This is a genomic window from [Rhizobium] kunmingense, assembly GCF_977018605.1.
The window spans coordinates 3410070-3424443 of record NZ_CDRNXG010000001.1 but is presented as its reverse complement, the minus strand read 5'-3'; the positions used below and the strand labels follow the sequence as shown (position 1 = coordinate 3424443).

General features: G+C 59.9%; 13 protein-coding genes and 1 tRNA gene. 10 read left to right on the top strand and 4 right to left on the bottom strand.

Annotated features, from left to right (window positions below; all coding sequences use genetic code 11):
• Positions 1-543 precede the first annotated feature (543 nt).
• From AC0JZ4_RS16615 to prfB, 3 genes are all read left to right on the top strand, one after another.
• Positions 544-1716, top strand: a complete 1173-nt coding sequence (locus AC0JZ4_RS16615; RefSeq protein WP_471887918.1) for an N-acetylmuramoyl-L-alanine amidase — start codon at positions 544-546, stop codon at positions 1714-1716.
• Positions 1717-1980: 264 nt separating this feature from the next.
• Complete coding sequence (locus tag AC0JZ4_RS16610) at positions 1981-4452, top strand: penicillin-binding protein 1A (RefSeq protein ID WP_471887430.1); 2472 nt, start codon at positions 1981-1983, stop codon at positions 4450-4452.
• Between the two features lie 114 nt (positions 4453-4566).
• A protein-coding gene (prfB, locus tag AC0JZ4_RS16605; RefSeq protein WP_471887429.1) for a peptide chain release factor 2 occupies positions 4567-5698 on the top strand; the annotation gives its coding sequence in 2 pieces (ribosomal slippage) (positions 4567-4635 and positions 4637-5698; 1131 coding nt in all).
• Positions 5699-5765: 67 nt separating this feature from the next.
• Here prfB and AC0JZ4_RS16600 read toward each other — a convergent pair.
• A complete protein-coding gene (locus AC0JZ4_RS16600; RefSeq protein WP_471887428.1) occupies positions 5766-6548 on the bottom strand; it encodes an NAD kinase in 783 nt (260 codons plus the stop codon).
• A gap of 251 nt (positions 6549-6799) precedes the next feature.
• Between AC0JZ4_RS16600 and AC0JZ4_RS16595 the strand changes: the two genes are divergently transcribed.
• The 6 genes from AC0JZ4_RS16595 to AC0JZ4_RS16570 all read left to right on the top strand — a co-directional run bounded on the left by AC0JZ4_RS16595 (position 6800) and on the right by AC0JZ4_RS16570 (position 11467).
• Positions 6800-6875: transfer RNA gene (locus AC0JZ4_RS16595), tRNA-Thr, on the top strand.
• A 708-nt stretch (positions 6876-7583) separates the two neighbouring features.
• Complete coding sequence (locus AC0JZ4_RS16590) at positions 7584-8843, top strand: hypothetical protein (RefSeq protein WP_471887427.1); 1260 nt, start codon at positions 7584-7586, stop codon at positions 8841-8843.
• A gap of 136 nt (positions 8844-8979) precedes the next feature.
• A complete protein-coding gene (locus AC0JZ4_RS16585) occupies positions 8980-9321 on the top strand; it encodes a hypothetical protein (protein ID WP_471887426.1) in 342 nt (113 codons plus the stop codon).
• Entirely contained in the window at positions 9318-9662 is a 345-nt protein-coding gene (locus tag AC0JZ4_RS16580) for a hypothetical protein (RefSeq protein WP_471887425.1), read from the top strand. Before AC0JZ4_RS16585 ends, AC0JZ4_RS16580 begins: the two co-directional genes overlap by 4 nt.
• Before the next feature lie 9 nt (positions 9663-9671).
• On the top strand, positions 9672-10931 hold the full coding sequence (locus tag AC0JZ4_RS16575; protein WP_471887424.1) for a plasmid recombination protein: 1260 nt from the start codon (positions 9672-9674) through the stop codon (positions 10929-10931).
• Positions 10932-11152: 221 nt separating this feature from the next.
• Complete coding sequence (locus AC0JZ4_RS16570; protein ID WP_471887423.1) at positions 11153-11467, top strand: hypothetical protein; 315 nt, start codon at positions 11153-11155, stop codon at positions 11465-11467.
• Between the two features lie 66 nt (positions 11468-11533).
• Here the strand turns inward: AC0JZ4_RS16570 and AC0JZ4_RS16565 are convergent, their stop codons facing one another.
• The 3 genes from AC0JZ4_RS16565 to AC0JZ4_RS16555 all read right to left on the bottom strand — a co-directional run bounded on the left by AC0JZ4_RS16565 (position 11534) and on the right by AC0JZ4_RS16555 (position 12559).
• A complete protein-coding gene (locus AC0JZ4_RS16565) occupies positions 11534-11776 on the bottom strand; it encodes a hypothetical protein (protein WP_471887422.1) in 243 nt (80 codons plus the stop codon).
• 12 nt (positions 11777-11788) lie between these two features.
• Positions 11789-12016 carry a hypothetical protein gene (locus AC0JZ4_RS16560; protein ID WP_471887421.1) on the bottom strand — a complete coding sequence of 76 codons (228 nt, stop codon included), beginning with the start codon at positions 12014-12016 and terminating at the stop codon, positions 11789-11791.
• A gap of 114 nt (positions 12017-12130) precedes the next feature.
• Positions 12131-12559 carry a hypothetical protein gene (locus AC0JZ4_RS16555; protein ID WP_471887420.1) on the bottom strand — a complete coding sequence of 143 codons (429 nt, stop codon included), beginning with the start codon at positions 12557-12559 and terminating at the stop codon, positions 12131-12133.
• 521 nt (positions 12560-13080) lie between these two features.
• On the opposite strand from AC0JZ4_RS16555, the gene AC0JZ4_RS16550 reads away from it, so the two are divergent.
• Positions 13081-14370, top strand: coding sequence for a DNA methyltransferase (locus tag AC0JZ4_RS16550; protein WP_471887419.1), 1290 nt, complete (start codon positions 13081-13083; stop codon positions 14368-14370).
• The last annotated feature ends 4 nt before the right edge of the window (positions 14371-14374 follow it).

Sequence of the window (14374 nt, the reverse complement as noted above, 5' to 3'; positions counted from 1 at the left end):
CTTCTTCTCTCCGCTATCTTGAAAATTTGCCGCAACATAAGGACCAAACGAGAATGACGATAACTGGACCCTTGCGGGTCCGATGGGGTGCTCCGTGCGAGCGGTGGGTGGCGTACCACCCGGCATTGTTCCGGCCGCGGCCGGAGTGATCGACTAAACAAGGGCTAAAGAGTTGCGACGGCTGATGTTTGCCGGTACCTGGCGCCAGTCCATTTTGGCGGCTGGCAGCCCTTCGGCAGACTATCCCGTCAACCTTCTAACCTGTCTGGTGTTGTATGGTTTATCTGTCACAATAGCAAGGGAAAAGCCGTATCCGCCATATTGTCGATGGATTTAGCGGCCTTATCGAAAGTGGGGTGCCAACGTCCGATTCGAGGCTCTCGGAAAGAAATGCCTGAAATGCGGGCGTTTCGTGGACGTGGCGGGTTTGGCGGCGAATATGAAAAGGCGGGATGCGGCTTGAAGTTGGATAGGGTGCTAACCATCAGTGCGGCGACTGGCTTCGGCCTCGCCGGATGCGTCCGGCGAATCGCCTTCTGCGTCATGGCGGCCTCAGCCGTCCTCCTCGTTGCATCGACGGCGCCGTCGCAGGCGTCCCAGAAGCCGGTCCTGGCGTTTGCAGCCAGGGTGGCGGGCGATGCGGCGCGCACGCGCGTCGTCATCGATTTCGAGCAGAAGCCGGATTTCACCATTCACTATATAGGTAGCCCCGAGCGCATCATCGTCGACCTGTCGGCCACCGCCTTCGGCTTTCCGGCGGCGGACCTTTCGGCGCGCGGTCTGTTCAAGGATATTCGCTACGGCACGATGGATGCCGACAGCGCCCGTATGGTCTTCACCACCGAGCGGCCGGTGAAGCTGGTCATGGCCGAGGTGCAGAAGAACGAGGAGAGGGGCTTTCGCCTCGTCCTCGATGCAGAGATGACCACGAGAGAACAATTCGCCGCGATGCTCAAGGATCAGGACTGGAGCACATCGGCGGCGGTACCGCCGCAGGATGTCGGCCCGGTCGTTGAGGATGGCGTCTTTTCCGTTGCGGTCGACGCGGGCCATGGCGGTATCGATGCCGGCGCAAGCGGCGCGGCCACAAAGACACCTGAAAAGACGGTGACGCTGGACTTCGCAAGGCTGCTCGCAGCCCGCCTGAACAAGATCGACGGCGTGAAGGCTTTCCTGACGCGCGAGGATGACACGTTCCTGTCCCTTTCCGAGCGCGTCACCATCGGCCGTCAACGGCATGCCGATCTCTTCATCTCGCTGCATGCCGATACGCTGTCGCAGCGGGATATCCGCGGCGCCACCATCTATACGCTCTCCGACCGCGCCTCCGACCGTATGGCGGAAAACCTGGCGGTGCGCGAAAACCTCTCCGACCAGTTGGCCGGCTACAGCATCTCGGAAGGGCCGCCGGAGGTTGCCGACATTCTGCTCGACCTGACCCGCCGCGAGACGCAGGCCTTCTCGGTGGCACTTGCGGAAAACGTGGTAAAATCCTTCGAGGGACAGGTGGGGCTGATCAACAATCCCCATCGGCAGGCCAATTTCCAGGTCCTTCGGGCGCCGGATATCCCGTCGGTCCTTCTGGAGCTCGGCTTCCTGTCCAATGTCGAGGACGAAAAGCTTCTGCTCGATGAGGCGTGGCGAACCAAGGTTTCGGATCTGGTGGCCGATGCAGTCGATCGCTACCGCAAGCGCTCGACTGCCAACGGCGGTTGAAGCGTCCGGGCGGGCGAGGGGCAGTGGCATCCATACAACACCGCTTGTCCGATCCGGAAAATCGGTATCGAAGGTACGGAAATACTTGTGAAAAGCCCTACTTTCCTCACATTCGAAGGGCAGGTCGCGGTATGGATTTGACGCGGCCTCAGGTTTCACAGAGTTGATCCGGCCTCACTTGCACTGCTGTGACTGTCGTGCAAAAGGCCTCAAGGCATGCGATGGTGCGTTTCGCGCCGAAAGAAAGCTAACGGTAGCTCGGATATGATCAGACTGATTGGATATTTCTTTGGATTGGGCTGCGTGCTGTTTCTGTGCGTCGCCGCAGCCGTCGCCGTCTACCTCGTCGGCATGACCAAGGATCTTCCCGATTACGAAGTGCTGGCCTCCTACGAGCCGCCGGTTGCCACCCGCGTTCACGCCGGCAACGGCGCGCTGATGTCGGAATATGCCCGTGAACGGCGTCTGTTCCTGCCCATTCAGGCGATCCCGGATCGCGTCAAGGCTGCCTTCCTCTCCGCCGAAGACAAGAATTTCTACAACCACCCCGGCGTCGATCCGATCGGCCTTGCCCGTGCGGTCGTCAACAACCTGCAGAACATCGGTTCCGGCCGTCGCCCCGAGGGCGCCTCGACCATCACCCAGCAGGTCGCCAAGAACTTCCTTCTTTCCGCCGACCAGACGATGGACCGCAAGGTCAAGGAAGCGATCCTCTCCTTCCGCATCGAACAGGCCTATTCGAAGGACAAGATCCTCGAACTCTATCTGAACGAGATCTTCTTCGGCCTCAATTCCTATGGCATCGCCGGCGCCGCGCTCACCTATTTCGACAAGTCGGTGACGGAGTTGACGACGGCGGAAGCGGCCTATCTGGCCGCTCTGCCCAAGGGCCCCAACAACTATCATCCGTTCCGCCACGAGCAGGCAGCTCTCGAGCGCCGCAACTGGGTCATCGATCGGATGGCCGAAAACGGCTACATCACCCAGGTAGATGCCGACGACGCCAAGACAAAGCCGCTCGGCGTGCAGTTGCGCCGCGGTTCCGGCACCGTCGCCGCGTCCGAATATTTCTCCGAGGAAGTCCGCCGCCAGATCATCAGCCGCTACGGCGACAAGGCGCTTTACGAAGGTGGCCTGTCGGTGCGTACCTCGCTGGACCCGGAACTCCAGGTCTTCGCCCGCCGCGCGTTGCAGAACGGACTGGTCGATTACGACCAGCGTCGCGGCTACCACGGTGCGGCGGCAACGATCGACACCTCGCCGGATTGGGCGGTCGCGCTGGCCACCCTGATCGCCGACAACAAGGTGCCGAAGTTGCGCGACGTACCGGAATGGTCGCTTGCAGTCGTTCTCAATGTTTCCGCAAGCGAAGTCGAGATCGGTCTCGAGCCGGCAAACGGCAGCAAGACCGAGCCTGACCGCAAGACCGGTACGATCGCCGCCAAGGACATGGAATGGGCCTATCGTGACGCCGAGGGCGAGCGCCGCGCGGCAAGAAGCCCCGAAGGTGTCTTGAAGTCGGGCGATGTCATCTATGTCGAGTCGCTTGGCGAAAACGGCAATGCCTACCGCCTGCGTCAGCCGCCCAAGGTTCAGGGCGGTTTCGTCGCCATGGACCCGAATACCGGCCGCGTTCTCGCCATGGCCGGCGGCTTTTCCTATTCGCAGTCGGAGTTCAACCGCGCCACCCAGGCGATGCGTCAGCCGGGCTCGTCCTTCAAGCCTTTCGTTTATGCGGCGGCGCTCGACATGGGCTACACGCCGGCCTCCGTCGTGCTCGACGCGCCGATCGAGGTCGTTTCCGGCAATCAGGTCTGGCGCCCGTCCAACTATGGCGAGGAAGACGGCACCGGCCCCGCGACGCTGCGAACCGGCATCGAACGCTCGCGCAACCAGATGACCGTTCGCCTGGCCCAGGACATGGGCATGGAAGTCGTCGCCGAATATGCCGAGCGTTTCGGCATCTATGACAAGATGGCGCCTTACCTGCCGATGTCGCTCGGCTCGGGCGAGACAACCGTCATGCGCATGGTTTCGGCCTATGCCGTCATCGCCAACGGCGGCAAGCAGATCAAGCCGACCATCATCGACCGCATTCAGGACCGTTACGGCAAGACCATTTTCCGCCATGAGGAACGCGCCTGCGAGGCCTGCAATGCCAGCCAGTGGGCCAATCAGGAAGAACCGGTGCTCGTCGACAACCGCGAACAGGTTCTCGACCCGATGACGGCCTACCAGATCACCTCGATGATGGAAGGCGTTGTCCAGCGCGGCAGCGCTGCCGGCAAGATCCCGGTCAAGGATCGTTCGGTTGCCGGCAAGACCGGTACCACCAATGATGCAAAGGACACCTGGTTTGTCGGCTTCACGCCGAACCTCGTGGCCGGTCTCTATATCGGTTTCGACACGCCGGCTCCGCTCGGTAACCGCGCGACGGGCGGCGGTCTGGCCGCCCCCATCTTCGGCGCGTTTCTGGAAGAGGCGGCCAAGCGCATGCCGGCCGAAAAGTTTCAGGTGCCGGACGGCATGCAGTTCATCGCCGTCAACCGCAAGACCGGCATGATGGCCTTCGACGGCGAACCCGACACGATCACCGAGGCCTTCAAGCCCGGCACCGGCCCGGCGGATGTCTTCCAGGTCATCGGCGAGGGCGAATACATGACCCAGGACCAGATCCTCGATTCCTCCCCGCAGGCCCAGCAGGCCATCACCTCGGGGGCATCAGGTCTCTACTGACACCGATTTCGGGAACAGTCTGACGCCGGGCGCGGTCTTTACATCCGCGTCCGGCGCAACTATGTCCCAACCCATCTCCAATCCCTGAAGATTACAGAGAGAGAAGAATACGCCATGCGCGCGGAAATGCTGAATGTTGTCGACGAAATCAAGCAGGCCATAAGCCTGCTGAGGAGGCATCTTTGACTGGGATCAGGCTGTAAGAAGACTGGACTGGTTGAACAACAAGGCAGAGGATCCGAACCTCTGGAACGATGCCCAGGAAGCCCAGAAGCTGATGCGCGAGCGTCAGCAGCTTGAGGATGGAATTTCCGGCGTCAGGGCGATGGAGACGCAGCTCTCCGACAATATCGAACTCATCGAGATGGGCGAGGAAGAAGGCGACGACGACATCGTCAAGGACGCCGAAGCCGCGCTGAAGGCATTGAAGACCGAGGCCGCCCGCCGTCAGGTGGAAGCCATGCTTTCGGGCGAGGCCGATGGCAACGACACCTATGTCGAAATCCATTCAGGCGCCGGCGGTACCGAAAGCCAGGACTGGGCCAACATTCTCCTGCGCATGTATACGCGCTGGGCGGAGCGTTCGGGCTTCAAGGTCGAGCTCATGGAGGTCCATGACGGCGAAGAAGCCGGCATCAAGTCCGCGACAATGCTGGTCAAGGGCAACAATGCCTATGGCTGGATGAAGACCGAATCGGGTGTTCACCGCCTGGTCCGCATCTCGCCCTATGACAGCGCCGCGCGTCGCCACACGTCCTTCTCGTCGGTCTGGGTCTATCCGGTCATCGACGACTCGATCAACATCGAAGTCAACGAGAGCGACTGCCGCATCGATACTTATCGTGCGTCGGGCGCCGGCGGTCAGCACGTCAACACCACCGATTCGGCCGTACGCATCACCCATATCCCGACCGGCATCGTGGTCGCCTGCCAGCAGGAACGCTCGCAGCACAAGAATCGCGCCAAGGCCTGGGACATGCTGCGTGCCCGTCTCTACGAGGCGGAACTGAAGAAGCGTGAGGACGCCGCCAACGCCGAAGCCGCATCGAAGACGGATATCGGCTGGGGCCACCAGATCCGCTCCTACGTCCTGCAGCCCTACCAGCTGGTCAAGGACCTGCGCACGGGCGTCGAATCGACTGCGCCGGGCGACGTTCTGGATGGCGAACTCAACGAGTTCATGGAAGCCGCACTGGCCCACCGCATCAGCGGCAAGCCCGATGTCGACGTCGGCGACGTCGACTGATCAGCGGATTATCGCATACGGAAAGGCCGGGGCTCGCACCCGGCCTTTTGCGTTTAATGCAATGGGATCAGGCGCCGTCGGTATTGAACTGTTCGGCAAGAATGCGGTCGGACCAGGAATGGTCGGGATCGGAGAGGATGCGCGCCGTCATGTCGGTCGCCTGCGAAATGCGCACATGCAGCACGGACTTGACCTCCGCATTGTCGGCCACCGCATTCACCGGGCGCTTCTCCGGCTCGATGATGCTGATGTCGACGCAGACCTTGTTCGGCAGCAGCGCCCCGCGCCAGCGCCGCGGCCGATAGGCCGAAACCGGCGTCATCGCCAGAAGCGGCGCTTCGAGCGGCAGTATGGGCCCGTGGGCAGAAAGATTGTAGGCGGTCGAGCCGGCGGGCGTCGCCACCATCACCCCGTCGCAGATCAGTTCTTCCAGCCGCACATGTCCGTCGATCTCCACCTTCAGCTTCGCCGCCTGGTAGGACTGGCGAAACAGATAGACCTCGTTGATCGCCAGCGAGACGGACGTCGCCCCGTCGACATCGGTGGTCGTCATCTTCAGCGGGTGGAACTCGTTTTCCACGGCTGTTGCGACGCGCGCCGGCAGGTCGTCGGTGCGGTAGTCATTCATCAGGAAGCCGACCGAACCACGGTTCATGCCGTAGACCCGCGGCCCGGACCTTATCGTCTCATGCAATGTCTGCAGCATGAAGCCGTCGCCGCCCAGGGCCACGATGACGTCCGCCTCCTCGAGCGGGCAGCCGCCGTAGAGCGCCGTCAGCTCCTGCAGCGCCGCCTGCGCATCCGGTGCCGTCGAGGCGATGAAGGAAAGCTTTTCGCGGCGCGTTGGCATGAAGGAGCGGCCTTTGACGGTGTTGCCGTAGGGCGCCGCATAGGGCAGCCATGACGGCGTTCAGGAATGGGCGTGCCTACGAGGCCGCTGAACGCGACTGGCGCAACACTGGTACAGGAAAAACCGCCGCGACGACAAGCACCCGACACGGGCATTGGCTCACGCCCGCTTGATAAGTCTGCACAATTGCGCGCCCCTGCGACGTTTTTGCTTTACAGCCGGATAAAATATGGTAACTCCACCTCACGGTCGCCCTTGTAGCTCAGTTGGTAGAGCACCTGATTTGTAATCAGGGGGTCGCGGGTTCGAACCCTGCCGGGGGCACCACTTAGTTATTTGAAAACGCTGCATTATTCGGAAATGGGTAGTGCAGCGTTTTTGTTTCAGGGGCACCCTGGGGGCACCTGCCTTTTTTCCGCGGTTGTTAACAACTTATGTGACTCCTTAGACTGTTGCCTCGCGTCAGTCATTACGGGTCCTTAACATTGTATCGGCGCTTGACGGGGGCGCTGTCAGCGTGGACCATGAAAAAAGCCGCCCTCACAGGGCTGGAACCCTCAGGCGGCTTTAGGAAAGTATTCTTATGATGCCTTTTGGCTATGCAGCAGTAAAGACCCCTTTGGCGGATAGTTGACCGCCAGGCTGGGATATACCCCAGCCTCTACGTCGGACTTCTGCAACCTGCCGCGTCAACAAATTTGGCCGAAAACAAAGGCACCGGCCCTCAGGCTTTTCGATAAGTCCTCCGACCTCCAAATTGATCCCTATGGCGATGCCGAGACCCGTATCCGCACGGTCGTCTCGGAGTCGCTGGATGCCACCACGGCGGGTGGCAAAGCCCCCGCCCTCGGAAGTGGAGGAGCTACGGTTCCGCACCGCGGGAACGGGGCTTCTACACTTCCCTTCCAAGACATCAGGGTACATACCCCATTAGGGTCATCGACCGTCAAACGGTGGAGTCTTCTATCCCGTATCCAACGCCTATGTCGTCCCGTCGAAGAGGGCAAGCGCGGTCCCGCTGTCGTCGGCTGCGGAATGCCTGGACATGATGCCTCCAACGTCAATATTCATCTTCGCACTGCGGCGACGGGAGAAATTCGCGCTGGTGTGTCCGGCATCTATCGGTGCGGCTCCCCATGGCTCTGTCCCGTCTGCGCGGTTGGCAAGGCTCATGAACGGGCCGAGCGTGTCCAGATCGCGGCAGATGCTACTTTCGCCAGAGGCGGCGCGGCCGCGCTCGTCGTTCTCACTGCATCGCATTCGCGGGATACGACTCTGGCGCAAATCAAGACCCTCGTTCAAGGCGCGTCCAGCGCTGCGCGCAAAGGACGCGCGTGGGTCGCGGCAAGTCGTGACTTCGGCATTCTCGGTGTCGTAGTAGGTCAAGAGGTAACCTACAGCGTCAAGAATGGGTGGCATTACCACCAGCACCTTTCCGTCATGGTTGACGGCCCCAGGGATGGTGAGACCTCGGGCGACGTTCGTGACCGCGCTAAGGCTGCGGGAAGCTGGATCGCGAACGCCTACACCGCCAAAGTCCGCGCTGCGGGTGGCAAGGTGTCCGATCGCCACGGATGGCATGTCCGGGTGGCGATCGATGCCAAAGATGCCAGCAACTACACGGCCAAGGGCTCGATGGCGTGGGAAATCGCCGGCGGACATAAGGACGTGACCAAAGCCGACACGTCCATGACTCCATGGGACATCGCGGTTGCCGCTTCGGGTGGCGAAACGGCCATGTTCGCCCTTTGGCGGGAATATGTCGAGACTATGCCTGGTACGCGCTCCTGCGTCATTTCGGCAGCGCTGGCGAAGGAACTCGGAATCAATGTTACCACCGAGACCGAGGACGGCGAGCAGGTGCTCCACGATAACGACGAGGTCGTCGGCCGTGTCGATGCCCCCGTATGGAAAAAATGGATGCGCCACGGTCTGGCGGCAACCTTCCTTAGCCGTGTCGAGCATGGCGGTGAAGAGGGCTTTTCGGCCGCAGTGGACCAGACCGAAATCGACGCGGAGCCCCTTGAGGCGGAGTATCAGCGCCTGCGGGCCGCTCGTGCTGCCGCATGGCGATTGGAGCATGAGCGGAAGGCCGCGGCGCTCCAGCAGGAACAAGCTGCGAGGCGGGCTAAGACGGCGACCGAGTTCGCCAAGGCATACGCGCTTGATCGGCTGCGGTGCCGAAGCGAAGCCCATGGCACGCGGGATCGCATCGCCGCGGTCATCGATCAGGCGGCGGCGGCGTTCCCGGGCTCGCGCCGCTTGACGTTCGCCGAATTGTACAAGGCGGCATAGGCCCCAGCGGGTCCGTCTGAAAGACCCCTCGGAGAGCAGACGTTTCGACCAACGGGAGAAACATTAGTCTGTCTCTAATTCTTGCTTTCGCTTCCGCCGGCACACACCATTCTTCTTGGAAACAGGGAGGTGCCGCATGGGTGATAGGGAATTTACGGACGGTGAGTTGGAGCTTGTTATCGGCGCTTTGACCGAGGCAATGTCGGCTCTGAGCGGGGGTGTTTCGAGGCGGCGTGAGTTCCGTAATGCGTTTTCGCGGCCATCTGAATTTGACGACATCGAATTCGATTCTGCGTCTGAGACACTGCTCGGGTTCCGCAATAACGATCCGCGGGTTGTTGAGCAGTTGGCTCACGGTCAGCGCATGCTCGATCGTCTCCTACAGGAGCGCGATCGGCGGCGAGCGGTGACACTTCAGCGGGTATGCGAATGGGCCGAATTCGGCCTGCCTGTGTCCGAGGGGTGGGGTGCAGCATGACGATTAACAGAGCCATTCTCGCCGCCGCTGTGTCGGCATCTATCGCCACATCTGCCGCGGCGGATACGATGAGGTTTTCCGCCGAACGGGTGCGCCTCGGGGTTTACCAAGTCGATATCGCTTTTGCGGTGTACCTGCCTTCCGCCTGCCGCGGGCGCTGGTCGTTGCGCTATCCGCCTGGTTTCAGCTACCGCCGCGGAAGCCCAGAAGGCGGCAATTTGTACGGCAGTCCCGGACGCGGCTCTTACGATATCGCGCTAGACACGGATGCGTGCGCCTCGCCAGGCTCCAGTTATGTCGAGCCTGCACATACGACCTGGCACCGCATCGTTGTCTATTGAGGTGATGCCGTGGCGAACCAGTTTGTTCACATGGAGAATTTCAGTCGCAAAGGCGATCGTAAAGGGCGGTCCACGAGTTTCGTTTTCGGTGAAGCTACACGCCGTCCCGATGCGTCGCTGCATGTCCGCGCCCCCCTGCCTCCCGTAGTCATCCATGGCCTGCCGCTGGATGAGGTCGAACGGCTGCACGATACTCAGGCAGCGAACGCTCGGACCACGCCGAAAGGCGGGAAAGAGAAGGCTATTCGGCAGGACCAGCATACGCTTGTCACCGTCGTCGCGAGTCATCCTTACACCGTCCAGGAGGTGAAAGCCGATCCCGCAAAACAGCGGGAGGTCGCGGAATGGGAGCGCCGCAACGTCGCTTGGCTGAAAGAGGAGTTTGGGACCGCGCTCGTCTCGGTTATTCGACATGAAGACGAGGCGCATTGTCACCTGCATGCCTATGCCCTGCCGCCCGATCGGGCGATGAAAGCTTCGCTGCTGCATCCAGGTCAGGTTGCAAAGGCGGCGGTGCTCGCCAGCCCGCAGCCTGATGAGGACCAGAGGTCAGTCATAAAACGGTCTGACCATGCATACAAAACCGCCATGCGGAAATGGCAGGATGGGTACCACCAGGCGGTGGCGGTCCCCTGCGGCCTGACTAGGCTGGGGCCTGCAAAGCGTCGTCTGACGCGTGCGGAATGGCAGGCTGAAAAGGTTCAGGCAAAGGCCCTGCAGCAGACGGTCGAGCGGGCAAAAACCGTCCAGGCCAAGGGACAAGAGTTTATCGCTCAGGCAAAGGCGACGGCCTCGGCCGAGACCGCAAAAGCCGCCCAGGCGAAGGCGGCCGCCGATCGTGCGGTCGATCAGGCCCGCCAAGAGCGAGAGAAGGCCGAAAAAGCGTCAGCCGAGGCCAACAGGGCACGTCAGTCGGCAGAAATGGCCCAGCGGTCAGCCGAGCGCCTGAAGGGCTTCAGCGGGCGCGTGCGCTCATTTTTCGACGGTTTGAGGATTTCGAAAGTCCGCGACACCATCGCCGCTGAGTTCCGCGAGAAGGTCGACCAGGCGCAACGGTTGCTCGACCAAGCCCGCGGCGATGTTCGGACAGAGCGAGAGCGCCGCCGCGAAGCCGAGAAAAAAGCGGATGCGTCGGCAGCGTCGGTGCGTGAGCTCGCCGCGCAGCGGAACGAGGCGTGGCAGGAAGTCCAGCAACTGACGGCGGAGCTTGCGCAGTACAGGCCGCAAGCCGCGGATATGAACATGACGAGGGGGTACAGACCGAAATGACTAAGAAACGAGAACGGGAGAGGTCGCGGCATTGCGGACACAAGGTCATGATGCGTGTGCATCGGGCGCGGCGGGCGCATCGCGAGCTATCCGCGCAAGGGGCAGTGGCCCAGCTTTTTGCGATCTTCGCGGCGCTTGTCGGCTCTATGCCGCTCGTGCCGTCTCCGTCGCGGGCGGCGACGACGGTTTCACCTGCTGCACCGCCAGCGCCGAGGCCGCAGATGGTACGCAGCATCTCGATTGACGAGGCCATGCGTCACATCAGGAGCGCTCGTCAATTGACACCGAGGGTTCGGGCTTCGCTCGATGTCCTGAAACGCGTTGCGCCTTCGGCTTCGGCATGGGTCGACGATCGTGCTCATTGGCTGGAATGGTCGGACCTCACGCGCTGCCTCGTCGTCGGTGACGAGGAAGCGACAGGAAACCGACTGAAGCGTGCCGCGCAGGAATGGCGGGAAGCTATGGAGCCGAAAATTAAGAAAGGCAGGAAACCGAAAAAAGGTTTGAAAGTCGATGAATCGTCCTTCAAACCTTGATCGTCAACATTCTGTGCGTCTAGGAGGCCCGTGGAGTGCGGTTGCGGGCCTCGGATGTATCTCGGGTCATCCGTAAACGCGTAAATCTCGATCTGTCCAATTCTCAGTTGCCTGCTCGGCTTGGGCTTGAGCGGCACCTAGATCGTCGGCGATGCCGCTCGCGACGACACGTCCGCGGTGACGAACGAACCAAGCCGCCTCTCCGTCAAGGTCGGGGAGTTCACCAGAATACAGAGCGAAGTCTCCGATCTCGCAAGTAGTGCTGAGTTCGTGCGTCATGTTCCAGGGGAATTTGTCGTCGTTGTGCATGAGTCGTCTCCGTTACAGTCGGTCGAAAGCCCGCAGGCCGTCGCGTTGCAGTACGATTTTCAATGTGAGTGCCGCTCCTGGTAGGCGTGATCGTCGGAGGAGCTGCTTGCCGCCGTCGTCAGTCATTTTATAGACTGACGCTAGATAGAAAAGTGACTGACCATCAGGTGCCGCGCTGGTGGCTTCTTCGATGAGAACTGTAAACGTCAACGCCCGTATTCTTGTCGTCGTGACTTTCATGTATAGCCTCATAAGTAATTGATTTCATGAGGTTATGTTTACAATTTTTGCCGGAAGGTGCCCAGGGGAACCCGCGGCTACGACGCGGGCTTTCCTAACTAAATCCCTAAACTTTTAGGAAATGTGCTCTGGTGGTGTACTCGGTATTCGTGACGCGATGCCGAGAGCGTTGACCCAGCCGATGACATTTCCTTCGAGCCGCCACCTTTCTTCCTGAGTGAGGGTTGGTGTAGGGCAGTCGAGGTCAACAAGTATCATCGCCATCAGGTTCTTTACGGCATCGTAGGCGTTCCGAACTTTGTTTTGATATCTCTGATCGTGTTGTTCGACTAGGTACTGGTCGATTTCGGCTGACCACTTTTGCCGCTGTTCTGGCGTGCCTGCTGCCAGCTCGTCGGGCATCGAGCGCGGCCATTTGCCTTCGTCGATATCATGTAGGTCGATAGTCCAGACGAGTTTTTGCCTAGTCCGTTTCGTTACCGCATCATACACCGCGGCAAGGCATTGAACCCTGCGACCGTTAGCACTCACTCGAAACTGCATTATGCTTGGCTCCTTCTCGTCAGCTTGTTTGCTGCCTGATAACCAGCATCATTCCTATCTGACTATCAGTCAATATAGAAATGTGACTATCAGATAAAATGCATGTGTGACTGCGTGCCTTTAGCAAGTCGAATACCTGGTTTGCATGTGATGTGGGCAGGCGCTGGGGTTGACGGCGGGGCGGGCCGCCATGCTCGGAGAAGGCATGCCCCACAAGGGGGATGCCGCAGGCCGCAGGCCGTTTCGAGCGGCCCGACTGGCCGTCACCGAGGCGCGGGGCCCCTTGACTATGCGAGAGGAATGGTCGCGAAGCGATCGAGCAGGGACCAGTGGCCCTGGTCGAAATGCCGGAGCATCGTCATGGGGTAAGCCGAGGGGAACCCCTGCGCCGAGGGTATGTGTTCAAGACATCGAAGAGAATAGATATCTATTGAATTAGCTGACACTCATTCGACAGAATCTAATTCCCCGGATACAACCGCTTCGGGTTGGTCGGGATGTGAAGTGGAAAGTATTGTAACGTGCAGGGCCTGACGATTTTATCACCTAAGCGAGATCGGCGCGTTCAGAAGGGGTGGGAAGCGTTTTTCCCGTATTACGCTGGCTACCCCGAGATTTTTGTCGACGGTATTCTACGGTCAGCCGGCCTTAATCCAGGCTCGGTGGTCCTCGACCCTTGGAACGGTAGCGGTACCACCACGTCCATAGCAGCGAGGCATGGCTTCCGATCTATCGGATATGACCTTAACCCTGTCATGGTGGTTATAGCCCGCGCCAGGTTGCTGCCAGCTTCTGAAGCCGATGCGTTGGAACCCATCCTCCAACAGATATTGGATGGAGTACGCCGAGACCGAAAAGTTTCGACAGATGACCCATTGGCGAACTGGTTCCACCAAGAGACTGTGGCCGATCTGCGTAGTCTTGAACGTTCGATCCGGAAACGTCTGGTAGGAAAACTGACGCTCGGCCCGTCCGGGGTTAATCTTGGATACCTGTCGTCGATCGCCGCGGCGTTCTATGTTGCGCTGTTCGCTGTGAGCAGGAGCATGCTCTCCAGCTTTCAGTCGACCAACCCGACATGGGTTCGCGTCGCGAAGACAGACCAAGATAAATTGCTAATCAAGCGGAGGGTGATCTACGATCAATTTAAGAAATACATGTACGGAATGATCGATGAGCTTTCGCGATCATCAAACGGTAATGCGAGAGATTTGGCAGCCACTGAAATCGCAATTGCGGACAGCCGACAGTGCAAGGCGGGAACTGGGGTTGTCGATCTCGTCTTAACCTCGCCGCCTTACTGCACACGTATCGACTACACCGCGGCGACACGAGTTGAGTTGGCGATATTGGGGCCATTCTGTTCAGTGAACGGTAGTGACCTCTCTCGCGACATGGTTGGATCGATCCGCGTTCCACAGGCTGACATTGAAGTTGACGAGAAGTGGGGTGAGACATGCTGCCACTTCCTTCGCGACGTTAAAGATCACCCATCGAAAGCGTCAAGCGGATACTACCTCAAGACTCATCTCGACTACTTCAACAAGATGGCCACCAGCATGCGCGCGATAAGAGAAGCATTGAAAGAAAAGGGGCAGGCGATTTTGGTTGTTCAAGATTCCTTTTACAAGGAGCTTCATAACGACCTACCGACCATTTTATCGGAAATGGGATCGTCCTTCGATCTACAGTTGCGTCGGAGGGAAGACTTCAATGTGCGCCGTTCAATGTCGGGACTAAATCCAAGTTCAAGGAATTACAGTCGGAAGTCGGGAGCTGTAGAGTCCGTACTTTGTTTTGAAGCTGTTTAAGGTT